We start from the raw sequence: 21876 nt of genomic DNA, 5'->3' as shown, positions 1-21876 counted from the left end.
GGCGGGCGGCAGGATCACCCGGAGCAGAGGCGACCCGAGGAGGAGAACTGTGGCACGGCGTGAGAAGGGCGGATTCTGGGTGGGGCTGGCCGCCGCCGCGTTCTACCCGCTGACCGCGATCGGCAAGCGGGTGTACCTCGGCGCGGAGAAAATCCCCCGGCAAGGGCCCGCGATCCTGGTGATGAACCACATCTCGCACCTGGACCCGGCGGTCGACGCGGTGTTCGTGCACCGGCAGAAGCGGGTGCCGCGGTTTTTCCTCAAGGCGAGCCTGAAGGACGTGCCGGTCTTCGGCCGGATCGTGACCGGGTCCGGGCAGATCCCGGTGGCGCGCGGGTCGAGCGCGGCCGGCGACAGCCTCAAGGCCGCGCACCAGGCGCTCGAGGAGGGCAAGGTCATCGTGATCTACCCCGAGGGCACCATCACGAAGGACCCGCTGGGCTGGCCGAAGGAGGCCTACAGCGGCGCGGCGCGGCTGGCGCTGCAGAACGACGTGCCGGTGATCCCGATCGCGCGCTGGGGCACGAACAAGATCTTCAACGGCTACACCAAGAAGTTCACGCCGTTTCCGCGCAAGACGGTGACGCACCTGGTCGGCGACCCGATCGACCTGTCCGCGTACCGGGGCGGGAACCCGCGCAGCGCCTCGATGCTGCGCGAGGTCACCGCGGTGCTGATGGACGAGGTGACCCGCCTGCTGGTGGAGATCCGGCAGGAGGAACCGCCGGTGAAGAAGCCGGAAACGGACGCTGTTTCGGAAACCAAGGCGGAGACCGAGAAGCCGGAGGGCGGTGCCTGATGGCGGGTTTCGCCGCCGACGTGCAACGGGTCACCGTGCTCGGCGCGGGTTCGTGGGGCACCGCGTTCGCGAAGGTGCTCGGCGACGCGGGCCGGGACGTGACGATGTGGGCGCGCCGGGAAAGCGTCGCGGAGGAGATCCGGGAGCGGCACACCAACGAGTCGTATCTGCCGGGAACGTCGTTGCCGGAGCGGATAACCGCGACTGCCGACGCCGCCGCGGCTTTGGACGGCGCGCAGGCGGTGATGGTCGGGGTGCCGAGCCAGAGCCTGCGCGCGAACCTCACCGGCTGGCAGCCGCTGCTGCCGCCGGAAGCGATCCTGGTCAGCCTGGCCAAGGGCGTGGAACTGGGCACGCTCAAGCGGATGAGCGAGGTGATCGCCGAACTCGCGCGCGTCGATCCGGGCGAGATCGTGGTGGTGTCCGGGCCGAACCTGGCTCGCGAGATCGCCGACGGGCAGCCTGCCGCCGCGGTGGTCGCGTGCGCCGATCACGAGCGGGCGAAAGCGGTGCAGCAGGCGACGTCGAACCAGTATTTCCGGCCCTACACCAACACCGACGTGGTGGGCTGCGAGCTGGGCGGCGCGTGCAAGAACGTGATCGCGCTCAGCTGCGGGATGGCCGCCGGAATGGGCCTCGGCGCGAACACGACGGCGACGCTCATCACGCGCGGTCTCGCCGAAATGGCGCGGCTCGGCGCGAAACTCGGCGCGGACCCGCTGACCTTCGCCGGGCTCGCCGGGCTCGGCGACCTGGTGGCGACGTGCTCGTCGCCGTTGTCGCGCAACCGCACCTTCGGCGAACGGCTCGGCCGCGGCGAGACGCTGGCCGAAGCTCAGGCGGCGGCCGGCGGGCAGGTCGCGGAGGGTGTCGCGTCGTGCTCGTCGATCCGCGAACTAGCCCAGCGGGCCGGGGTCGACATGCCGATCACGGACGCGATGTTCCGGGTGTGCCACGAGGGCGTCGACCCGCGGCAGGCGGGCGCGGAGCTGCTCGGGCGGTCGCGGAAGCCGGAGTGGAGCTGAGCCTCGTGAGTGCTCGCGCCGGTGAGAACCGGCGTCGCCACTCACGAGGTCCGAGGTGTGAACCCGCCCTCACCAGGCGCGGTCCAGGGGGTGAGACGGGTTGACCGGGCGGTCCGGGGCTGGTTCTCTGTGCGGCATGCTGACGTGCCAGATGACGATGCGGCCGGGGTCTGCCGACCTCCGCCCCGTCATGGGCATGTCGTGTCGCTGTTGTCGGTGAACCCAGCCCGGCCCAGCTCGACACCCGCTCTTTCTTCCCGTGAGGACTTTCTTTCATGTTCGCCGTTCCGGACAACACCCTGCTGCGTCCCGAGAACCCCGCCCTGCGCCACCCGGTCCGCGTCGCCGTCGACGTGGCCGCCGACCGGGAACGCTGGGGCAGCCTGCTGCGCTACGACCCCGACGAGCGGTTCTCCGCGCTGGTCGAACGCACTGAGGACCAGGAGATCTGGCTGCTCAGCTGGCTTCCCGGCCAGTACACCGACCTGCACGACCACGCCTTCGCGACCGGCGCGTTCACCGTCGTGTCCGGGCGGCTGACCGAAACCGTCGCGCGGCGTGCCCCGGGCGGGCGCGCGGTGACCGAGGTGCACGGATTGAGCGCCGGGCAGTCGCGGGTGTTCGGGCCGGGCTACGTGCACGAGGTGCGCAACGACGGCCCGGACCCGGCGATCAGCGTGCACGTCTACCGCCAGGGCGGCCGGCAGATGCGGTCGTACCAGGCGAATCCGGTGGACGGCCCGTCCCGGGCGTGATCAGCGGTCGAGGTCTCCGCGCAGCCTGAACTGCCGTTCGATCTCCTCCCGGCCGACGCCCGCGGCCAGCAGAACCTGCAGCAGGATCCGCGATTTCCGCGGGCACAGCCAGCCTGCCATCGTCGCGCCCATCCGGATCAGGCTCGATTCGGACCCGTGAAACCCGTACGTGCTGCGGAAAGTCGGGCCCGCGCCGGTCCTGGACGCGACGACGACCGGCACTTCCGCCGCCGCGATCACGTCCGCCGTCGAGGTCGACACATGTCCGACGCCGTTGGCGGCGACCACCACGCCGCGCGCGCCTCCCTTGAGCACCAGCGAAAGCAGTTCGCCCGAATCGTCGAGACCTGATTCCAGCAGCGGAACGAGATCGACATGCTCGGCTCCCGGCAGCACCGGCAGGCGCGGCGGCGACGGGTGGAAGTAGTGCACCGCTCCCTCGGCGACCATGCCGAGCGGGCCCGCGGGCCGCGACGAGAACGTTTCGACGTGGCTGGAATGCGTCTTCCGCACCCACCGCGCCGCGTGCACGTCGTCGTTGAACGCGACCAGCGCGCCCCGGCCGCGGCTGCGCGGATCGGCGGCGACGGTGAGCGCGGCGAGGATGTTGGCCTGTCCGTCCGGGCTGGGCAGGCTCGGATTCCGCATCGCGCCGGTGATCACCACCGGCGCGTCGGACGGCCACGTGAGGTCGAACAGGTACGCCGTTTCCTCCAGCGTGTCCGTGCCCTGCACCACCACGAGACCGTCCGCGCCCGCCTCGATCTGCTCGATGCCCCACTGCCGCGTCCGGGCGAGCGTCGCGTAGTCCATCGACGAACTCGAGACCCCGGCGAGCGTCGCGGCGGTGACCTCCATCGGCAGCCGGGAACCGAGGTCTCCCAGCAGGTCCTCGGCGCTCAGTCGCGGCACGACGCCGTCTTCGATCGAACGTCCGGGAGCCATCGAGATGGTGCCGCCGAGCGCGGCGACGGCGATGCGAGTCATGCCCCGCACTCTATGCGGGACGTCGCGCCTGCAGGGTGTAGCTCGCGGCGATCCGGCGCGGGTTGTCGCGCAGCCGCCATTCGCCGCCCCCGGCCTCTTCCATCTCGTTCGGCAGCGCGTTCCACGCCGCGGTGTCGTGCTCGGTCAGCCCGGTCAGGATCAGGCCCTGGTCGAGCAGCGCGGTGACGATCTCGCCGAGCGAATGGTTCCAGCTGTGCGTGGTCGTTTCGCGCACCGGTTCGTCCGTGTCGACGTAAGTGGTGTCGTCGCTGAACACGAGCGGCTCTTCGTGCTCGAAGTAGTCGTATTTCGGCCACGCGCGTTCGGATTCCTCGTCGAGCGTCCACAGCATCGGGTGACCTTCGCGCAGGAAAAGCCGTCCGCCCGGCCGCAGCAAGCGCGCGACGACCTCCGCCCACGGCGCGATCTTCGGCAGCCAGCAGAGCGCGCCGATTCCGGTGTACACCAGGTCGAACGCGTTCTCGCCGAACACTTTCACCGCGTCGTAGACGTTCGCCTCGTGGTAGTCGATGTCCGCGCCGGTGGCGTCCGCGAGCTTGCGCGCCTCGGCGAGCGACGCCGGGGAAAGGTCCAGACCAGAGACCTTGGCGCCGAGCCGGTGCAGCGACAGCGTGTCCGTGCCGATGTGGCACTGCAGGTGCACGGCGCGCAGCCCGGAAACGTCGCCTAGGCGCGGCTGGTCGAAGAGCACGATCTGGCTCAGGTGCGCGGGATCGGCCTTGAACTTGTCGAACTCGTAGTACGCCGAGCGCGCGTGGATCGGCGCCCGGTCGTCCCAGTTGGCGCGGTTGATCTCGAACGAATCGGTCACGCCTTCTCCGCCGCGCTGCGCAGGACACAGAACTCGTTGCCCTCTGGATCCCGCAGGACAGCCCAGCCGCTGCCGTCCTCGCGACGGTGATCGGAATGCAGCGTCGCGCCCAGCTTGAGCAACCGGTCCACCTCCTCTTCGCGGGGCACGTCCGGCGTCAGGCACAGGTGCAGCCGGTTCTTGGTCGTCTTGGGCTCCGGCACCGCGATGAACAACAGCGTGACGCCGGAGTCCAGCGTGATGCCGATCTCCTCCTCGCCCGGTTTGTCGTCCTCGCCGACCGGGCGGCCGGTCACCTGGGTCCAGAACTGGGCCAGCTTCCACGGGTCGGCGCAGTCAACGGTGATGTTGTCCACTACGGAAGTCATCGGGCTCCTCGGATCGGGGTGGATTCCGGTCCGGAGTCTGCCCGGAATGCCCGATGCGCGCGACAGGTTTCCTGTCGAGTCGCTGTCAGCCGGGCCTTCGGCTCGCGCGCCCGCGCGAACGTCGCGGAGGATGGCGGGGTGGAGAACCCGAACCCGGTGCGGCTGCTCGTCGTGGACGACGAGCCGCACATCGCCGACCTGGTCGCGACCGTCGCCCGTTACGAGGGCTGGCAGGCCGTGACGGCCGGGTGCGGCGCCGACGCGCTCGCGCGCGCCGCGGAGTTCGCTCCCGACATCGTCGTGCTCGACCTCATGCTGCCTGATTTCGACGGGTTCACCGTGCTCGACAAGCTGCGCGAGAAGCACAACGAGGTCCCGGTGGTTTTCCTGACCGCGAAGGACGCGACCGCCGACCGCATCGCCGGCCTCACCCGCGGGGGTGACGATTACCTCGTCAAGCCGTTCTCCGTCGAGGAGCTGATGGCGCGGCTGCGCGCGGTGCTGCGGCGGACGTCCGAAAAGCCGGACACTCGCACGGTCGCGTTGCAGGTGGGCGATCTCACGCTGGACGAGGAAACGCACGAAGTCCGCCGTGGTGGTCAGCTCGCCGAACTGACGCCGACTGAGTACGAACTGTTGCGTTACCTGATGCGGCGCTCGCCGGCGGTGCTCACGAAGGCGCAGATTCTCGATCACGTGTGGGAGTACGACTTCGGCGGGCGGTCCAATGTGGTCGAACTCGCGATCTCGCGGCTGCGGCGCAAGCTCGACGCCGAGGCCGAACCGTTGATCCACACCGTGCGCGGCGTCGGGTATTCCGTGCGACAGGCGGAGCGGTGAACCGGATCGGGCGCTGGGCTCGCCGGTGGTACCGGGCTTGGCGCGCCTCGAGGCTGGGCACGCGGCTGGCGTTCGGGCTGGGTGCGCTGTCGCTGGTGGTGTTCGCGATCGTCGGCGCGCTGACCGTCGAGCTGATGCACGACTATCTCAACCGGCGCCTCGACGAGCAGCTCAAGACCAGCCAGGTCGCGCAGGTGCCGCATCTGCGCGAATCGAAGGACAATCCGGAAGTCGTCTACTCCTGGTATTCGGCGGTTTTCGACGTCCGGGAAGGGCATGCCGTCCCGCAGCCGGGCAGCACGCTGCCGAACGACGTCCGGCCGCTGGCGCAGGTCGCCGAAGAGGCGACCGGCGGCGACCAGTTCCGCACGATCGCCTTGCCGGGCCAGGGTTCTTACCGCGTGCGGGCCTGTCCGGTGGAGACTTCGCAGAACGGGACCGGCACCGTGCTGCTGAGCGCCGCGCCGCAGGCTGACCTCGACAACACCGTGCAGCAGCTGATGTTGATCGAAGTGATCGCGTTCCTGATCGCGCTGGCGATTCTCGTTGTCGCCGGTCGAGTGGTGCTGCGGCGTGGATTGCGGCCGTTGTCCGACATGGCCGGTACCGCGCACGACATCGCTTCGCACGACCTCACCGCGACCGCGGATTTGCCGGTGCGCGCGTCCGGCACTGGCGGTGGCGCGGAGGTGGAGGAGTTGCGGACGGCGTTCAACTTGATGTTGAGCCACATCGAGTCTTCGCTGGCCGCTCGGACGGAGGCGAACGATCGGCTGCGCCGGTTTGTCGCGGATGCTTCGCATGAACTGCGGACGCCGTTGACGTCGATCCGCGGCTATGCCGATCTTTTCCGTTACGCCGCCGCGAATGAGCCGGAGGAGCGCGAGGCGCACCTGGAGAAGATCCGGGCCGAGACCGCGCGGATGAGCGTGCTGGTGGACGATTTGCTGCTGCTCGCCCGTCTTGACGCGCGGGACGCGGAACCGCCGGTGCGTCCGCGGCGAATGGATCTCACCGAGGTCGCCGCGGCGGCCGCGGACGCGTTCCGGGCCGGTCGTCCGGGGTGTCCGCTGACGGTGTCGATTCCGGAGGAACCGGTGGTGCTGCACGCGGATCCGGCGCGGGTGCGGCAGGTTCTGGACAATTTGCTCGCGAACGCGGCCGTGCACACGGGCGAGGGAACTCCGGTGGAGCTGGCGGTGACCGCGGCGGACGGAATGGCGGTCGCCACCGTCACCGATGCCGGGCCGGGGATTTCGCCGGAGGACCAGCAGCGGATTTTCGACCGGTTCTATCGCGTCGACAACTCCAGGACCCGGGCCGCCGGCGGGACCGGGCTGGGGTTGTCGGTGGTGCATTCGCTGGTGGTGGAGCACGGCGGGACGGTTTCGCTGGACAGCCGTCCCGGGCGGACGGTGTTTACCGTGCGGTTGCCGCTGTCTTCGTGACGCGCGCGGCGACGTGGTCGGGCACGGCCCAGCCTGCTGGCAGGTCGGCGGAGGGTTCGGGTTCGCCGAACACAGTGCGCACGGGCAGCACTCCGGCCCAAGCGGCGTTCGCGGTGACGTCCTCAGGCTCGTCGTCCGGCCCTTCGGCGCGGAGCTTCACCGACGCCTCGGCCAGATCGAGCGCGATGACCGAAACCGCCGCGAATTCCTTCTTGTTCACCGCGCGCGCGTGCTCCCACGAGCCGGGGGAGAGGTGGTCGGTGAGCACGTGCAGGCCGCGCATCTTCTCCTCGGGGTCGGTCACCAACCGGGCCTTGCCGAGGATTACCGCGCTTCGGTAGTTGACCGAGTGGTTGTTCACGGAGCGGCAATAGACGATCCCGTCGAGCAGGGTCACCGTCACGCAAACGTCCGTTTCCCCGGCGGCGGCTCGCAGACTGGCCGCGCCCGTGGAACCATGCAAGTACAGGGTGTCGCCGTCGCGGCCGTATCCGGTGGGCAGCACCAGCGGGACGCCGTCGCGGACCACGCCGAGGTGGCAGATCAGCGCCTCGTCGAGCACGGCGTGCAGCGCGGCGCGCTCGCTGGCGGCGCGGTGGCGTTTGCGGCCGAGCGTGGTGCGTTCGGTGGGCGAAAGGCTGCTCATGCGTTCAGTGTGCGGCGGGCAAGTGGCTACGTTGAATGTCCACTTCTTCTACACTTGAGAAGTCCACTTCTCTGTAACGGAGGTCCGTCGTGTCCTACGCCGACACCGCCCTGCTGGTGAGCCTCGACCGCGACGCGGCCACTCCGCTGGCCGTGCAACTGGCCGACGCGCTGCGCGAAGCCGCAGCAGGCGGACACCTCCGCGGCGGAGACCGGCTGCCGTCCACGCGTGCGCTGGCCGAACGGCTCGGTGTCTCGCGCACGGTCACTTCCGCTGCGTACGAGCAACTCCACGCGGAGGGCTGGATCGCCGGACGGCACGGCTCCGGCACCTACGTGACTACTCCGCCGACTCGCGCCGCGGCGTCCGTCACGGTGCCCGGTTCGCTCCTCGCCGAGCCGGAATCGAGCCCGGTGCTCGACCTCACGCCGGGCGCGCCGTGGGCTGGCGGACTTGACCGTGCGGCGTGGCGGCGGGCGTGGCGCGCAGCCGCCGACCCTGAGCCGCTCACGCGCGCGCATCGCGCCGGGCTGCCGGAATATCGCGCGACTGTGTCGGAACACCTGCTGCGCCACCGCGGTCTGGCGGCGGGCTCGGTGCTGGCGACCGGCGGTACCACCGCGGCTGTCGTGGAGCTTGCCGCTGCGGTGTTGCGTCGAGGCGCGGTCGTTGCCTTCGAGGAACCGGGCTATCAGCGTGCGGTGCAAGCGTTCCGGCAGGCCGGGCTCACCGTCGTGGGTGTGCCGGTGGATGAGGAAGGCCTGCGCCCGGATGCGATTCCCGCCGGTGCGCGCGCGGTTTACTGCTCGCCCGCGCATCAGTACCCGATGGGCAGCCGGATGAGCGCGGCCCGGCGCGTACAGCTCGTGGAACGCGCTCGCGCGGAAGGCATGCTGGTCATCGAGGACGACTACGACGGCGAGTTGCGCTTCGACGTCGCCCCGCTCCCGATGCTGGCCGCGCTCGCCCCGGATGTCGTCGTGCACCTCGGGACCACCAGCAAAATCCTCACCCCGACGCTCGGCGCGGGCTGGCTCGTCGCGCCCGCCGCGGTCGCGGACTCCGTTCTGGCGTACCGAGATCTCACCGGCACGCGTCCGTCTCCGGCGGGGCAGCGGGTGCTGGTCGAGCTGGCGCGCACCGGCGATTTGGGACGGCACCTGCGGAAGCTGCGCCGCGAAATGGCCGAACGCCGGACGGTGCTGGTGGCCGCGCTGTCGAACGCCGGGATCCCGTTCGTCGGCGACGACGCCGGCGCGCATCTGGTGGTGCCGACGGAAAGCGCCGAGGCGGAGGCGCAGTTGATCGCCGCGGCGGAAAAGCATTCGGTCCGGCTCGACGGATTGGCGCGCCATTTCGCCGGGACGCCCACGATGCACGGCATCGCGCTGGGGTACGCGGGGTGCTCGCGGGAGGCGTTGATGGCCGCGGTGCCGACCTTGGTCGATCTTCTCCGCTGAGCTGGAGCCGAGTCCGGGGGCCAGCCCTACCTCCGGTCCGCCGGTCAGCTTCATGGTGCCGGATCCGCTGCTCGGCGAGGCTTTTGCCGATCAGTTCGGAGCACGGAGGAGCGCGGGATGACTCGGCGGATTCGGTGGGCGGCGGCAGCGATCGCGGCCGTGACGTTGGCGATGTTCGCCGCACCAGCCTCGGCACAAACACCAGACACGGCAGTAGCGCACCTGCGGGAAGAACTGGCCGGAGGGCCGCCGTCGTCCTACGCGTTGGTCTCCCCGGACGGCACCGTGACGACCGGCGCGGTCGGCTCCGACGTGACCCCGCAGTCGCCGTTTCTCCTTGGCTCGCTGAGCAAATCGTTCACCGCCACGGCCGTCATGCAGCTCGTCGAAGCGGGCAAGGTCGGCCTGGACACCCCGATCACCGCCTACCTGCCGTGGTTCCGCACCGCCGGAGAGAACAACCCGATCACCGTGCGGCAGTTGCTGAACCAGACCAGCGGCCTGCCGACCGATGCGGGCACTGTCGACCTCTACGAGCCGGAAACCACGCTGGAGCAGCGTGTCCGAGCACTCGCCGATGTCGTCCCGGTGTCCCGGCCCGGCACGACTTTCCACTACTGCAACAAGAACTACGCGACGCTGGGCCTGATGGTCGAGCAGGTCTCCGGCCAGAGCTACGCCGACTACCTCAAGGCGCATGTCCTCGCTCCGCTTGGCATGCACCGGACCTTCACCAATCTCGCCGACGCCCGCCGAGAGGGTTTGATCGAGGGCTCGTCGGTGCTGTTCGGGCTGAACGTGCCGATGGAAACGCCGGATTTCACCGGTGCCCGGCCGGACGGCTACCTGGTTTCCACCGCCGAGGACCTCAGCCACTACCTGACCTTCCAGATGACCGGTGCCTACCGCGGTGCCCGGCCGCTGTCCGCCGAAAGCCTGCGGCTCATGCACAGCGCGGCGGTCCCCACCGGTGAAGACCACGCGATCGACGGCATCGACCACTACGGATTCGGCTGGGGCACCGGCACCCTCAACGGCCAGCCGGTCGTCCAGCACGACGGCGACCTGACCCGCTACCACGCCAACCTGGGATATCTGCCGGACCGTCACGTCGGCCTGGCGGTGCTGACCTCGCGCAATCCGGTCCTGCTGGACAACGGCGCGCCGTTCCACCACACGCTCGCGATGCTCGCGGGCGCACCGGCTCCGGAAATCGGCAACGGTTTCCTGCTGACCTACGGCATCATCGACGGCCTCGCCCTCCTGGTCCTCGTCGCGATGGTTTTGGCGACCCGCCGACAGCTCCGGCGCGCCCGGAATCTGCCGGAACTCTTGCGGGACAAGGGTTTCGGCCGGGTAGCGGTGCGCCCCCTGGTCGGACATCTGGTGGCGGCAGCAGCGCTGTACGCGGCGGTGTTCGTCGGTGTCGGCATGCTCAGCTACGGCGGCTGGCTGCCGGTGGACGTGGCGTTCCAGACGCTGCCGGACTTCACCGTCCTCGTGCTGGCCGGGATGGCGTTCCTCGCGGTACGAGGAGTGGTGTGGTTCGCGCTGGCTTCCTCGCGGACTCGCCGACCAGCGGCTCGACCCTCGCGACCAGCGCAGACACCCCCGGCACGCGCTGTTGGCGATGCTCACCCGGTACGGTGACCGGCTATGAGCGCTGAAAAGATCCGGGTCGCGGTCGTGTTCGGTGGCCGCAGCAGCGAGCACACCATCTCGTGCCTGTCCGCGGGCAGTGTGATCTCGAACCTGGATCCGGACCGCTTCGAGGTGCTCCCGGTCGGCGTCACGCCGACCGGCGGCTGGGTGCTCGGCACCGGCGACCCGAACCAGCTCAGCATCCAGGGCCGCGAGCTGCCGACGGTCGAGTCCGGCCGCGCGCTCGTGCTCGCCGGCGACCCGACCAGCCGCGAGCTGCGCACGGTCGACCCGGGCCAGGCCACCGAGGTGCTCGGCACCGTCGACGTCGTCTTCCCGGTGCTGCACGGCGCCTTCGGCGAGGACGGCACCATCCAGGGCCTGCTCGAACTCGCCGACCTCCCGTACGTCGGCCCCGGCGTGCTCGCCAGCGCGGCGGCGATGGACAAGGAATACGCGAAGAAGCTGCTCGCCGCGGAAGGGCTGCCGGTCGGCACCTACGCCGCGCTGCGCCGCGGACAGTCCACTTTGGCCGAACAGGACCGCGAACGCCTTGGCCTGCCGGTGTTCGTGAAGCCCTCGCGCGCCGGTTCGTCGGTCGGCATCTCCCGCGTCGCCGACTGGGCCGACCTGGACGCCGCGATCGACCTGGCCCGGCGCACCGACCCGAAGGTGCTCGTCGAGGCGGCGGTGCGCGGGCGCGAGGTCGAATGCGGCGTGCTGGAATTCCCGGACGGCCGCGTCGAGGCGTCGCTCCCGGCCGAGATCCGGGTGCTCGCCGAGGGCGAGGACGCCTGGTACGACTTCGAAACCAAGTACCTCGGCGAGGACGCCGAGCTGGACATCCCGGCCAAACTGGACGACGCGCTCACCGACCGGCTGCGCGCGATGGCCGTCGAGGCGTTCCGCGCGCTCGACTGCCAGGGCCTCGCCCGCGTCGACTTCTTCGTGACCGAGGAGGGCGACCTGGTGATCAACGAGGTCAACACGATGCCCGGCTTCACCACGAAGTCCGCCTACCCGAAGATGTGGGAGGTGACCGGGGTGGATTATCCGACCTTGCTGTCGACGCTGATCGACACCGCGCTCGCCCGGGGCACCGGCCTGCGCTGAGGTGCGGGGCTAGGTTTTCTCCAGCCGTCCAGTGAGCGGAAGCAACACCAGCGGGAGCACGACAGCCGCGGTGAGCGCGGCTGTCAACGGCACGCGTTCGCCGGGCGTGAGATGGTGCAGCAGCTGGAGATGGATCACCAGATGCGGCGCGGCGAACGTCAGGTACACCGCGAGCGCGGTGCGGGCCAGGCTCCGGCGTGCGGCGAAGAAGCTCACACCCAGCACCACCGAGGTGGCCAGGCTCATCGCGCCGTAGTCCATCATCAGATGCGCGTTGTAGGGCATGCGCATGCCCACCCAGGGAATGTCGAAGAACGAGCGCGGCGACCACAGCGCCCAGTTCCCCACGGCGAACTGCGCCGCCGCGAGGAAGGCCAAGCCCGCGCGCAGCCAGGCACGGGCGTTCATGCGGCGAGGAACTGGTCGAAGGTGATCCGGCCGTCGGCGTGGCCGGGGCTCAGATGGCCCCCTTCGCGGTAGCCGCGGATGGCCGCCCCGGGCATCGGCACCGGCAGCACCGGCCGCCGGAGGGCGCGCGAGCGCGCGTAAGCGCGGGCCAGATCGGCGGCGGGACGCACCTCGGGTCCGCCCAGGTCGGGTGCCCGCCCGGCAGGCGCACCGACCAGCGTGGCCAGGCGGGCGGCCACGTCTGCGGTGTCGACGGGCTGGAAGCTGACCCCGCGGGGCATCACGATCATCGGCAGCCATCGCTGGCTCGTGCACATCCAGGCGACGAGTTCGTGGAACTGCGTCGTCCGCTGGATCGTCCACGGCAGACCGGAGCGTTCCACCAGCTGCTCGCAAGCCAGTTTCGCGCGGTAGTACGACAATTCCACCCGGTCGACGCCGACGATCGACACGTACAGCAGATGCGGCCGCCCGGTTCGCGCCGCCGCTTGGACGAGATTGCGGGTGCCGTCGATGTCCGAACGACCGTTTCCGGTCGCGCAGTGGACGATCGCCTCGACGCCGTCGAGCGCGTCGTCGAGGCCTTCGCCGGTGAGCAGGTCGCCGCGGCGGGTTTGCTCGTCTGCGGGAGCGCGGCGGCTCAGGACGCGGACGGCGTGACCGTCCGCGGCGAGACGCGGAACGAGCGCGCGGCCGAGCCGGCCGGTGCCGCCCGTCACCAGGATCAAGTTCGTCATGAGTCGATTCCTCCGGGGAGAGCGAGTGTCCCCGTTAAGAACCGGACAGGCCTTCCGAACGTGACAACGCCCGGAGTTTGTCCGGATTGGCGACGATGCGAATCCCGGTGACCCGGCTGTCCGACGTCTCGGGCACCAGCACGCCCACCAGCGTCCCGCCCGCACGGGCCAGCAGCCCCGGCGAGCCGTTCACTTCCGCGGCCGACAAGGTCGTCTCCGGACCGGCGAGGCGGAACGATCCCGCCAAGTAGCGCGCCACCTTGTCGATGCCGGAAATGGGCCGCCGGGCCGCGCCGACCTTGCCGCCGCCGTCCACCCACACGGTCACGTCCTCGGCCAGCACCTTCTCCAGCCCTGGCACGTCACCCTGTTCCGCCGCGGCCAGGAACCTCTCCACCAGGTCGCGGCGAGGGGACGTCCGGCGAGCGGAACCGTCGCTGGCCTCGGCCAGGCGCCGGCGCGCTCGGGCGTACAGTTGCCGGGAATTCGCCTCGGTGGAATTGATGACCTCGGCCGTCTCCCGATGGCTGTAGCCGAAAGCTTCGCGCAGGACGAACACCGCGCGTTCCACGGGGTTCAGGTTTTCCAGCAGCACCAGGAAGGCCAGCGAGACGATCTCCCGCTGCTCGACGCGGTCCAGCGGGCCGAGAGCGCCGTTCTCGGTCAGGACTGGCTCCGGCAGCCAGAAACCGACGTAGTTCTCCCGCCGCGCCCGCGCCGACGTCAACCGGTTCACACACAGGTTGGTGGCGACTTTGGCCAGCCACGCCCACGGCGACGCGACCGTGTCGGCCCGGTGCCAGCGCAGGAAGGTGTCCTGGACGACGTCTTCGGCCTCCTCGGCGGAACCCGTCATCCGGTACGCCAGCCCGAACAGTTTCGAACGGTGCCGTTCGAACTCCTCAACCGTCACGCCCGCCAGCCTCTCAGAAGCCGCGCCGCGACCTCGGGCGCGGCGATTTACGATGATCCCCGCACACCCCCGGCCCGGTAAGGAAAACAGCGCGTGCAGATCGCTTCCCGTCTCGACCGGCTCCCGGTCACCCGGCGGCACCGGTACTTCGTGGCAGTGGTCGGCATCGCCACTTTCTTCGACCTCTACGACCTGTTCCTCGCCGCCACCATCAGCACCGTCCTCACCAAGGAATTCGGTGTCACCCCGACGACGCTGAAGTACGTCCTGGCGTCGGCGTTCGTCGGCGCGTTCGTGGGCGCGGTGTTCCTCGGCAGGCTGGCCGACCGCTTCGGCAGGCGGCGCGCGTTCCTGCTCACACTGGGCCTGTACTCGGTGTTCACGCTGCTCGGCGCGTTCAGCACCGACGTGTGGATGCTGGTGATCTGCCGCTTCATCGCCGGGATCGGCATCGGAGCGGAGTTGCCGGTCGCCGACGCTTATCTCGCTGACCTGCTGCCCGCCCGCGCCCGCGGTCGCGCGACAGCCTGGGCTTACACGATCGGTTTCTGCGGTGTTCCCGCCGCTGGCTTCCTCGCCCGCGCGCTCGTCGGCCACGCGCCGCTCGGCGTTGACGGCTGGCGCTGGCTGTTCGTGATCGGCGCCTTGGGCGCGGCGGTCGTGTGGGCGCTGCGATTCACGTTGCCGGAATCACCGCGTTGGCTTGCCGCACAAGGCAGAATCGGCGAAGCGGACGAGATCGTGCGCAAGCTCGAAGCGAGCGCGCCGCAGCCATTGCCCGAACCGGAGCCGGAACCGCCCGCGCCCGAACCGGTGCGCGCGTCGGCGTTGCTGCGTCCGCCGTGGTTCCGCCGCACGGCGATGCTGTACGTGTTCCAGCTGCTGCAGTCGTTCGGCTACTACGGTTTCGGCTCGCTGGTGCCGATTGTGCTGGCGGCCAAGGGTTTCAGTCTCGTCAGCTCGCTGACCTTCGCCGCGCTCACCTTCCTCGGTTATCCGATCGGTTCCGCGCTGTCCATCCCGATCATCGAGCGGCTGGAACGCAAGTGGCTGATCGTCGCGAGCGCGGCGGCGATGGCGGTGTTCGGGCTGGCCTTCGGCTACGCCACCTCCGGCGTGCTGATCGCGGTGTTCGGGTTCTGCTACACCGCCGTCAGCAACGTCTTCTCCAACGCCTTCCACACCTACCAAGGCGAACTGTTCCCGACGTCGCTGCGCGGAACCGCCGCCGGTTCGGCCTACGCGCTGTCCCGGCTGGCGACGGCCGCGATGCCGTTCGTGCTGCTGCCGATCCTGCATTCGGCGGGCGCGACGACGATGTTCGCCGTGGTGGCGGGCGCGATGGTGCTGCTGATGATCGACGTGGCGGTGCTCGGGCCGCGCACCACCGGCGAATCGCTGGAGACGATCGCGGCTAGAACTTCAGGGGCTTGACCGGCAGCTTCGCCGCGACCGCGTCCGAAATGGTCTGCAGCGGACCCGTTCCCGCGCTCTTCGGCACGGTCAGCGCCAGGTAGACCGGCCGGTCGACGGCGTACCAGGTGGCCGAATCGCCCTGCTCGACCTGCAGCCACTGCACCTTGTCGACCACGCGCAGCGGCGAGGTCTGGGTGAGGTCCGGCGGACGTTCGAGGCCGCAGCGCAGCACCACCGGATCCGGTTCGCCCCACGCGACAGTGGCCTTCGGCGCGGGCTCGGCGAGCGTGCGCGGCGACAGTTCCTTGCCGTTCGAGGTGAGCGTGGCCGGGACCCCGGCGATCAGCTTCGCGCAGTCCGGCGACCCGGCCTGCGGCGCGGGAACGGAAACGAGCGCGAGCGGCTGGTTCGGGTCGGGCTGCCCGGAGGAGCTCTTCGTCAGCGCGACGACCGCGACCGCGACCGCCAAAGCGGCCACGAGCAACGACGCGGTGACGAGGACGACCTTCGGCGGAGCCCCGGTGTCGGTGTCTGCCACCGCATCAGTGGACCACGCGTCAGAGGTGGACGACCGGGCAGGTCAGCGTGCGCGTGATCCCTTCCACGTTCTGCACGCGGGCGACGACGAGCTGGCCGAGCTGGTCCACTGTGTCCGCGGCGGCGCGCACGATCACGTCGTACGGGCCGGTGACGTCCTCGGAGCTGGTCACGCCCGGGACCCCGGCGATCTCCGCAGCCACCGCGGCCGCTTTGCCGACCTCGGTCTGGATGAGGATGTATGCGTGGACCACGGCGTGCCCTTTCGTCGGTGGCGGTCGAGTCGAGGTAGGAACGGTGTAGACGGTGTAGGGAACGTAGCGCCAGCCCTGGGAAAAACCTAGGGGATCCGATTGTCGGTGGCCGATCCGACACAGGCGAGGGAAACAGGAGGTGACCGGTGTCACCGGACGAGCACTCGGTGGCCGCGACAGGCGAGTTCGGCCTGATCCGGCGGGTCACCGAAGGACGCGAGCAGCCCGCGTCGACATTGCTGGGCCCCGGCGACGACGCGGCGGTTCTCGCCGCGCCGGACGGCCGCGTGGTCGTGACGACCGACGTCCTGGTGCACGGCGTGCATTTCCGGCTCGACTGGTCGAGCCCGGAGCAGGCCGGGCGCAAGGCGGTCGCGGTGAATCTGTCCGACATCGCGGCGATGGGAGCGAAGCCCACGTCGGTGGTCGTCGGGCTCGCCTGTCCGGCGGACACCCCGGCGCAGGTCGTGACCGAGATCATGGACGGGATGTGGGCCGAGGCGAAGACGGCGGGCATCGGGGTGTCCGGCGGCGATCTCGTGAGCGCGGATCAGCTCGTGATCAGCGTCACCGCATTGGGCGACCTCGAAGACCGCGAACCGGTGACCCGCTCCGGCGCGCGCCCCGGCGACGTGCTCGCGGTGTGCGGCCGGCTCGGCTGGGCCGCGGCCGGGCTCGCGGTCCTGCGGCGCGGATTCCGGTCGCCGGTCGGCGTGGTGAACGCGCAGCGCTGCCCGGAACCGCCGTACGCGGCCGGTCCGCAGGCCGCGCTCGCCGGCGCGACGGCGATGATGGACGTCTCCGACGGCCTGCTCGCCGATCTCGCGCATCTGGCCGCGGCTTCCGAGGTCGGGCTCGACGTGCAGACCGCGTTGCTCGAGGTGTCGACGCGGCTGAAGGAGGTCGGCAGCGCGCTGGGCGCGGACCCGCTGCAGTGGGTGCTGACCGGCGGCGAGGACCACGCGCTGGTCGCGACGTTCCCGCCGTTCGACGACCTTCCCGAGGGCTGGCGAAAGATCGGCGTGGTCACCATGCCCGGCTCCGGGGTCACCGTGGACGGCAAGGAGTACGACCAGCAAGGCGGCTGGGAGCACTGGCAGCAGTGATCCTTCATTAGGCTGATCGCGTGGACATCCGTGTCGTCGCCTTCGACCATCCCGACGCCGCCAAGCTGATGGCCGAGGTGCAGCTGGAGTACGTGCGCCGCTACGGCTCCGAGGACGAGACCCCGATGGACCCCGCGGAGTTCGCGCCGCCGCGGGGCCTGTTTCTGGTCGGATACCTCGACAACGCGCCGGTGGCGTCCGGCGCGTGGCGCGCGCACGACGGTCCCGCGCCGACGTTCCGGCCCGGCGATGTCGAGATCAAGCGGATGTACGTGGTCGAATCGGCACGAGGACGCGGTTTCGCCCGCGCGATGCTCGCCGAACTGGAACGCACCGCGGTGGCCGCCGGACGTCGCCGCGTCGTGCTGGAGACGGGCACCGAGCAGCCGGAGGCGATCGCCCTCTACCGTTCGTCGGGTTACGTCGAGATCCCGGCTTTCGGCTATTACGGCGACATGCCCGAAAGCCGGTACTACGGCAAGGATCTCGCGCACGACTGACCACTCTGATTCGGAGGCGGCTTTGGCCATCTACGCGCTCGGCGACCTGGTCCCGACCATCCACCCGGACGCCTACGTCCATCCCGACGCCACGGTGATCGGCGATGTCCGGATCGGACCGCGCGCGTCGGTCTGGCCGCAGACGGTGCTGCGCGGCGACCACGGGTACATCGAGATCGGCGAACGCTCGAACGTGCAGGACGGCTGCGTCGTCCACTGCACCGCGCGGCATCCGACGATCATCGGCCCGTCGTCGGCGGTCGGGCACGCGGTGCACATCGAGGGCGCGACGATCGGCACCGGCTGCCTGATCGCGTCGGGCTCGGTGGTGCTGAACGGAAGCGTGATCGAGGACGGCGGCATGGTCGGCGCGGGCGCGGTGCTGTCCTACGAATCGACGGTCGGCACCGGCGAGATCGCGCTGGGAGTTCCGGCGAAAACGCGGCCGAACAAGTCGTTTTCCGAAGACCAGATCGCCGCGGTGGTGGATTCCTATGTCCGGCGCGGAGCCCGGTTCCGCGCCGAGTTGCGCAGGCTGGACCCGCCACAGTGACCTCGGGCACGTGCCGCTAGGCTCGCGGGCCGTGACTGGACGACCGCTGGACGAAATCGTCGAAGCCGGCTGGGCGAAAGCCCTTGAACCAGTGGCCCCGCAGGTAGCCGCGATGGGGGAATTCCTCCGCGCCGAGATCGCCGCGGGCCGCACCTATCTTCCCGCGGGCGAGCACGTGCTGCGCGCGTTCAAGCAGCCGTTCGACGACGTCCGCGTGCTGATCGTGGGCCAGGACCCGTATCCGACGCCCGGGCACGCGGTCGGCCTGAGCTTCTCGGTGGCTCCCGACGTGCGGCCGATCCCGAAGAGCCTGATCAACATCTACCAGGAGTACTGCGAGGACCTGGGCCATCCGACGCCCGCCAACGGCGACCTGACTCCGTGGGCGGAGCAGGGCGTGCTGCTGCTGAACCGGTCGCTCACCGTGCAGCCGCACAAGTCCAACTCGCACCAGGGCAAGGGCTGGGAACAGGTCACCGAACAGGCGATCAAGGCGCTCGCCGCGCGCGGCGGTCCGCTGGTGGCGATCCTGTGGGGCCGCAACGCGCGGAACCTGCGGCCGATGCTCGGCGACGTCCCGTGCATCGAATCGGCGCACCCGAGCCCGCTCTCGGCGCGCAACGGCTTCTTCGGGTCGCGTCCGTTCAGCCGGGCGAACCAGCTGCTGACCCAGCAGGGCGCGCAACCGCTCGACTGGAAACTTCCCTGACGCGGCGTGTCCAGTTCCGGCGTCCGGCGCCGACCACCAGGGTAAGGAACGACTGAAACCCTGGAGGAACGCCATGACCGCCACCGTCACGTCCGCCGACGGCACCCCGATCGCCTTCGACACCTACGGCTCGGGTTCGCCGGTGCTGCTGGTCGGCGGCGCGGTGAACGACCGGACGACCGTCGCCGCGCTGGCCGCGGTGCTCGCCGACGCGGGATTCACCGCGGTCGCCTACGACCGGAGAGGCCGCGGCGACAGCGGCGACGCCCAGGTCTACGCGGTCGAGCGCGAGATCGACGACCTCGAGGTGCTGATCGAGGCCGTCGGCGGGTCGGCCGCGGTGTTCGGCCACTCGTCCGGCGCGATCCTGGCCCTGGAAGCGGCGGCGCGCGGCCTGCCGATCACGAAGGTCGCGGTGTACGAACCGCCGTTCATCGGCGACGACCGCCCGCGTCCCGCCGAAGACCTGGTCGACCGGGTGAGTGCCAGCCTTGCCGACGGCGACCGGGACACCGCGGTCGAGTTGTTCCTGGTCGAGGGGACCGGGACCCCGGCCGCGATGGTGGACTCGATGAAGGCCGCGCCGGTGTGGGGCTGGTTCGTCGGCCTGGCGCACACGCTGCCCTACGACCTGGCCGTCTGCGGCCGCGGCAACCACCTGCCAGCCGACCGGCTGGCCGCGATCACGGTGCCGGTGCTGTCGCTGTCGGGCGGCGCGGGGGAGGCGTGGATGACGTCGTCTACCAAGGCGGTCGCCGCAGCTGTCGCGCACGGGCGGTACGAGGAGGTCCCGGGGCAGGATCACGGGGTGCTGAACGCGCCGGAGTCTTTGCGGAAGGTTCTGGCGGACTTCTTGCGGTGACGAAAAAGGGGCGGGTGCCGAAGCACTCGCCCCTTTCCTGCAGCTATCGACTTCAGCCGCGAACGACCTTGCCGGCCTTGATGCACGAGGTGCAGGCGTTCAGGCGCTTGCGCTGGGACACGCCGACCTTCGCGTGCACAACCTGGATGTTCGGGTTCCACCGGCGGTTGGTACGCCGGTGGGAGTGCGAGACCGACTTGCCGAAGCCGGGTCCCTTGCCACAGACGTCGCACACGGCAGCCACGTCGAACTCCTCTGGATATGGGACAAAGAATGCGCGCCTGAACTTGCCAGGCAACTCGACCATAGTAACGAGTGGTCTCGGGGGCCTTGCCGCGGGGTCGTTACCCTCGCGGGGACCGGCTAGGAGGTTACGGGGTGCGGGTGCTGGACGCGGCGGCGGTGTCGGGCTGGGCGGCGGCCTCTGTGCGCAGCTTGGACAGGCTGCGCACGGCCATCGACGGCATCAACGTCTACCCGGTCGCGGACTCCGACACCGGCTCCAACCTGCTGTACACGATGACTGGCGCGCACGAGGCGCTCACCAGCGCGGAACCGGCCGACGCCGCCGAAGCGCTGGCGGTCCTGGCGCGCGGGGCGGTCGCACACGCGCGAGGCAATTCGGGCGTGATCCTGTCCCAGGTCGTGCGCGGGATGGCCGACTGGGCGGCGAACGGCGAGGACCTCGACGGCACCGGTCTCGCTGCCGCGCTCGGGCACGCGGACCAGGCCGCCACGGGCGCGGTCAGCAGGCCGGTCGCCGGGACGATGCTGACTGTCCTGCACGCCGTGGCCGCCGCCGTTCGAGGGACGACGCGGACGTTGCCCGAGGTCGCGCGCGAGGTCGTCACCGTGGCCGCGGCGGCGTTGGAGGAGACGCCCAAGCAGCTGCCCGCGCTGGCCAAGGCCGGGGTCGTCGACGCCGGGGGCCGCGGACTGGTCGCGGTGCTCGACGCGCTGGCGGGCGTGATCACCGGCGAAACCGAGGAACCCGGGCACGACCTGCGGGCCGTCGCTTCGCTGCCGGAGCAGGTGCCGTACGCGTGGGAGGTCATGTACTTGCTGGACGAGGTCGACGAGGCCCGGCTGCCGGCGTTGCGCAAGGAACTGAGCGGGTTCGGCGACAGCGTCACCGTGGCCGGCGACGGTTCGGGCAGCCACGCGGTGCACGTCCATTGCGCGGACATCGGCGCGGCCATCGAAGCCGGTCTGCAGCTGGGCAGGCCGCGAAAGATCAGGGTCGAGCCGCTGCTCACGCCGACGCCGATCGAACCGGGTGGCGGAATCGACCGGTCGGTCGTCGCGGTGGTGCGCGGCGGCGGGCTCGCCGAGCTGCTGCGGGCCGAGGGCGTCGCGGTGCTGGCGGTGCCGGAGGGCGAACTTCCCAGCGTCGAGGACATGATCGGGCTGTTCAACGAGGCGGCCGGGCAGCATCTGAGCGTGCTGCCGGGCGGGCCGGACCTCACCGCGGCCGCCGACACCGCCGCCGGGCATCCGATGGCGGGCGAACGCGACGTCGTGGTCATCCCGTGCTCGTCGCCGGTGCAGGTGCTGGCCGCGCTCGCGGTGCACGACGGCGACCGGCGGGTCAACGACGACGTCGTCGCGATGGCCGAGGCCGCGGGCGCGACCAGGCGTGGCGAGCTGCGGATCGCCCGGGAAGAGTCGCTAACCTGGGTGGGCCGGGCCCAGTCCGGCGACGTGATCGGTCTGGTCGACGACGAGGTGGTGCTGATCGAACCCGCCCCGGCGTCGGCGACGAATCTCGTCGCGGCCGCGGTCAGCGTGCTCAACCGGATGCTGGCGCTCGGCGGCGAGCTGGTCACCGTCCTGAGCGGGGCGGACGCTCCGCCGAGGGTGGCCGCGGAGCTCGCCGAGCAACTGCGGCTGGAGCACCCCGAGGTGGAGTTGACGAGTTACGCCGGCGGTCAAAGCGACGCTGTGCTGCTGATGGGGGTCGAATAATC

25 protein-coding genes are annotated in these 21876 nt (G+C 70.3%); 15 read left to right on the top strand and 10 right to left on the bottom strand.

Going from position 1 to position 21876, the window contains the following annotated elements:
- Positions 1–49: 49 nt before the first annotated feature.
- The 3 genes from ACFXI3_RS05085 (at position 50) to ACFXI3_RS05075 (ending at position 2579) form a co-directional block, all read left to right on the top strand.
- Positions 50–799, top strand: coding sequence for a lysophospholipid acyltransferase family protein (locus tag ACFXI3_RS05085; protein ID WP_378398153.1), 750 nt, complete (start codon positions 50–52; stop codon positions 797–799).
- Entirely contained in the window at positions 799–1824 is a 1026-nt protein-coding gene (locus ACFXI3_RS05080; RefSeq protein WP_378398152.1) for an NAD(P)H-dependent glycerol-3-phosphate dehydrogenase, read from the top strand. The genes ACFXI3_RS05085 and ACFXI3_RS05080 overlap by 1 nt, the downstream gene beginning before the upstream one ends.
- Positions 1825–2099: 275 nt before the next feature.
- Positions 2100–2579, top strand: coding sequence for a cysteine dioxygenase family protein (locus ACFXI3_RS05075; protein WP_344285676.1), 480 nt, complete (start codon positions 2100–2102; stop codon positions 2577–2579).
- On the opposite strand, the gene ACFXI3_RS05070 is transcribed toward ACFXI3_RS05075, so the two are convergent.
- From ACFXI3_RS05070 to ACFXI3_RS05060, 3 genes are read right to left on the bottom strand one after another with little or no spacing between them, the layout of a single operon-like run.
- On the bottom strand, positions 2580–3566 hold the full coding sequence (locus tag ACFXI3_RS05070; RefSeq protein WP_344285679.1) for an asparaginase: 987 nt from the start codon (positions 3564–3566) through the stop codon (positions 2580–2582).
- A gap of 10 nt (positions 3567–3576) precedes the next feature.
- Complete coding sequence (locus tag ACFXI3_RS05065; RefSeq protein WP_378398151.1) at positions 3577–4398, bottom strand: class I SAM-dependent methyltransferase; 822 nt, start codon at positions 4396–4398, stop codon at positions 3577–3579.
- Positions 4395–4766 carry a VOC family protein gene (locus ACFXI3_RS05060; RefSeq protein ID WP_344285685.1) on the bottom strand — a complete coding sequence of 124 codons (372 nt, stop codon included), beginning with the start codon at positions 4764–4766 and terminating at the stop codon, positions 4395–4397. Before ACFXI3_RS05060 ends, ACFXI3_RS05065 begins: the two co-directional genes overlap by 4 nt.
- A gap of 138 nt (positions 4767–4904) precedes the next feature.
- Here ACFXI3_RS05060 and ACFXI3_RS05055 point away from each other — a divergent pair, with 138 nt between their 5' ends.
- Together ACFXI3_RS05055 and ACFXI3_RS05050 are read left to right on the top strand one after the other, a co-directional pair.
- On the top strand, positions 4905–5606 hold the full coding sequence (locus tag ACFXI3_RS05055; protein ID WP_344285687.1) for a response regulator transcription factor: 702 nt from the start codon (positions 4905–4907) through the stop codon (positions 5604–5606).
- Entirely contained in the window at positions 5603–7054 is a 1452-nt protein-coding gene (locus ACFXI3_RS05050; RefSeq protein ID WP_378398150.1) for a sensor histidine kinase, read from the top strand. The genes ACFXI3_RS05055 and ACFXI3_RS05050 overlap by 4 nt, the downstream gene beginning before the upstream one ends.
- Here ACFXI3_RS05050 and ACFXI3_RS05045 read toward each other — a convergent pair.
- Positions 7026–7700 carry a pyridoxamine 5'-phosphate oxidase family protein gene (locus ACFXI3_RS05045; protein WP_378398149.1) on the bottom strand — a complete coding sequence of 225 codons (675 nt, stop codon included), beginning with the start codon at positions 7698–7700 and terminating at the stop codon, positions 7026–7028. The two genes, ACFXI3_RS05050 and ACFXI3_RS05045, sit on opposite strands and share 29 nt — an antisense overlap.
- A gap of 89 nt (positions 7701–7789) precedes the next feature.
- On the opposite strand from ACFXI3_RS05045, the gene ACFXI3_RS05040 reads away from it, so the two are divergent.
- The 3 genes from ACFXI3_RS05040 to ACFXI3_RS05030 all read left to right on the top strand — a co-directional run bounded on the left by ACFXI3_RS05040 (position 7790) and on the right by ACFXI3_RS05030 (position 11914).
- Positions 7790–9160: a PLP-dependent aminotransferase family protein gene (locus ACFXI3_RS05040; protein WP_378398148.1), complete on the top strand. Its 1371-nt coding sequence runs from the start codon at positions 7790–7792 to the stop codon at positions 9158–9160.
- Positions 9161–9277: 117 nt separating this feature from the next.
- Positions 9278–10810, top strand: a complete 1533-nt coding sequence (locus ACFXI3_RS05035) for a serine hydrolase domain-containing protein (protein WP_378398147.1) — start codon at positions 9278–9280, stop codon at positions 10808–10810.
- A 6-nt stretch (positions 10811–10816) separates the two neighbouring features.
- A complete protein-coding gene (locus tag ACFXI3_RS05030; RefSeq protein WP_378398146.1) occupies positions 10817–11914 on the top strand; it encodes a D-alanine--D-alanine ligase family protein in 1098 nt (365 codons plus the stop codon).
- Positions 11915–11923: 9 nt separating this feature from the next.
- Here ACFXI3_RS05030 and ACFXI3_RS05025 read toward each other — a convergent pair whose 3' ends face one another.
- From ACFXI3_RS05025 to ACFXI3_RS05015, 3 genes are read right to left on the bottom strand one after another with little or no spacing between them, the layout of a single operon-like run.
- The gene (locus ACFXI3_RS05025; RefSeq protein WP_378398145.1) at positions 11924–12322 is read right to left on the bottom strand and encodes a hypothetical protein; all 399 of its coding nucleotides are present in this window, start codon (positions 12320–12322) and stop codon (positions 11924–11926) included.
- Positions 12319–13059 carry an SDR family oxidoreductase gene (locus tag ACFXI3_RS05020; RefSeq protein WP_378398144.1) on the bottom strand — a complete coding sequence of 247 codons (741 nt, stop codon included), beginning with the start codon at positions 13057–13059 and terminating at the stop codon, positions 12319–12321. Before ACFXI3_RS05020 ends, ACFXI3_RS05025 begins: the two co-directional genes overlap by 4 nt.
- Positions 13060–13093: 34 nt before the next feature.
- Positions 13094–13972, bottom strand: a complete 879-nt coding sequence (locus ACFXI3_RS05015) for an RNA polymerase sigma-70 factor (RefSeq protein ID WP_378398143.1) — start codon at positions 13970–13972, stop codon at positions 13094–13096.
- 93 nt (positions 13973–14065) lie between these two features.
- Here ACFXI3_RS05015 and ACFXI3_RS05010 point away from each other — a divergent pair, with 93 nt between their 5' ends.
- The gene (locus tag ACFXI3_RS05010; protein ID WP_378398142.1) at positions 14066–15406 is read left to right on the top strand and encodes an MFS transporter; all 1341 of its coding nucleotides are present in this window, start codon (positions 14066–14068) and stop codon (positions 15404–15406) included.
- Here ACFXI3_RS05010 and ACFXI3_RS05005 read toward each other — a convergent pair.
- Positions 15387–15926, bottom strand: coding sequence for a DUF3515 domain-containing protein (locus ACFXI3_RS05005; protein WP_378398141.1), 540 nt, complete (start codon positions 15924–15926; stop codon positions 15387–15389). The genes ACFXI3_RS05010 and ACFXI3_RS05005 overlap by 20 nt on opposite strands.
- 19 nt (positions 15927–15945) lie before the next feature.
- Positions 15946–16179 carry an Lrp/AsnC ligand binding domain-containing protein gene (locus tag ACFXI3_RS05000; protein ID WP_009074118.1) on the bottom strand — a complete coding sequence of 78 codons (234 nt, stop codon included), beginning with the start codon at positions 16177–16179 and terminating at the stop codon, positions 15946–15948.
- Between the two features lie 146 nt (positions 16180–16325).
- On the opposite strand from ACFXI3_RS05000, the gene ACFXI3_RS04995 reads away from it, so the two are divergent.
- From ACFXI3_RS04995 to ACFXI3_RS04975, 5 genes are all read left to right on the top strand, one after another.
- Complete coding sequence (locus ACFXI3_RS04995; protein ID WP_344285723.1) at positions 16326–17285, top strand: thiamine-phosphate kinase; 960 nt, start codon at positions 16326–16328, stop codon at positions 17283–17285.
- 20 nt (positions 17286–17305) lie between these two features.
- On the top strand, positions 17306–17785 hold the full coding sequence (locus ACFXI3_RS04990) for a GNAT family N-acetyltransferase (RefSeq protein WP_378398140.1): 480 nt from the start codon (positions 17306–17308) through the stop codon (positions 17783–17785).
- A gap of 22 nt (positions 17786–17807) precedes the next feature.
- On the top strand, positions 17808–18338 hold the full coding sequence (locus tag ACFXI3_RS04985) for a gamma carbonic anhydrase family protein (RefSeq protein WP_344285727.1): 531 nt from the start codon (positions 17808–17810) through the stop codon (positions 18336–18338).
- A gap of 31 nt (positions 18339–18369) precedes the next feature.
- Entirely contained in the window at positions 18370–19047 is a 678-nt protein-coding gene (locus tag ACFXI3_RS04980; RefSeq protein WP_378398139.1) for a uracil-DNA glycosylase, read from the top strand.
- Between the two features lie 73 nt (positions 19048–19120).
- A complete protein-coding gene (locus ACFXI3_RS04975) occupies positions 19121–19909 on the top strand; it encodes an alpha/beta fold hydrolase (protein ID WP_378398137.1) in 789 nt (262 codons plus the stop codon).
- A 52-nt stretch (positions 19910–19961) separates the two neighbouring features.
- Here the strand turns inward: ACFXI3_RS04975 and rpmB are convergent, their stop codons facing one another.
- Complete coding sequence (rpmB, locus tag ACFXI3_RS04970; RefSeq protein WP_009074135.1) at positions 19962–20153, bottom strand: 50S ribosomal protein L28; 192 nt, start codon at positions 20151–20153, stop codon at positions 19962–19964.
- Positions 20154–20287: 134 nt separating this feature from the next.
- On the opposite strand from rpmB, the gene ACFXI3_RS04965 reads away from it, so the two are divergent.
- Positions 20288–21874, top strand: coding sequence for a DAK2 domain-containing protein (locus tag ACFXI3_RS04965; RefSeq protein ID WP_378398135.1), 1587 nt, complete (start codon positions 20288–20290; stop codon positions 21872–21874).
- The last annotated feature ends 2 nt before the right edge of the window (positions 21875–21876 follow it).

This window comes from Amycolatopsis sp. NPDC059235, assembly GCF_042754125.1.
GTDB lineage: Bacteria > Actinomycetota > Actinomycetes > Mycobacteriales > Pseudonocardiaceae > Amycolatopsis > Amycolatopsis albidoflava.
This window is presented reverse-complemented; position numbering and strand designations above follow the sequence as displayed.

What these genes read in the sequence shown, in the direction of transcription:
- ACFXI3_RS05080 (WP_378398152.1), top strand. Translation starts at nt 799, where the DNA reads ATGGCGGGTTTCGCCGCCGACGTGCAACGGGTCACCGTGCTCGGCGCG.
- ACFXI3_RS05075 (WP_344285676.1), top strand. Translation starts at nt 2,100, where the DNA reads ATGTTCGCCGTTCCGGACAACACCCTGCTGCGTCCCGAGAACCCCGCC.
- ACFXI3_RS05070 (WP_344285679.1), bottom strand. Translation starts at nt 3,566, where the DNA reads ATGACTCGCATCGCCGTCGCCGCGCTCGGCGGCACCATCTCGATGGCT.
- ACFXI3_RS05060 (WP_344285685.1), bottom strand. Translation starts at nt 4,766, where the DNA reads ATGACTTCCGTAGTGGACAACATCACCGTTGACTGCGCCGACCCGTGG.
- ACFXI3_RS05045 (WP_378398149.1), bottom strand. Translation starts at nt 7,700, where the DNA reads ATGAGCAGCCTTTCGCCCACCGAACGCACCACGCTCGGCCGCAAACGC.
- ACFXI3_RS05035 (WP_378398147.1), top strand. Translation starts at nt 9,278, where the DNA reads ATGACTCGGCGGATTCGGTGGGCGGCGGCAGCGATCGCGGCCGTGACG.
- ACFXI3_RS05030 (WP_378398146.1), top strand. Translation starts at nt 10,817, where the DNA reads ATGAGCGCTGAAAAGATCCGGGTCGCGGTCGTGTTCGGTGGCCGCAGC.
- ACFXI3_RS05025 (WP_378398145.1), bottom strand. Translation starts at nt 12,322, where the DNA reads ATGAACGCCCGTGCCTGGCTGCGCGCGGGCTTGGCCTTCCTCGCGGCG.
- ACFXI3_RS05020 (WP_378398144.1), bottom strand. Translation starts at nt 13,059, where the DNA reads ATGACGAACTTGATCCTGGTGACGGGCGGCACCGGCCGGCTCGGCCGC.
- ACFXI3_RS04975 (WP_378398137.1), top strand. Translation starts at nt 19,121, where the DNA reads ATGACCGCCACCGTCACGTCCGCCGACGGCACCCCGATCGCCTTCGAC.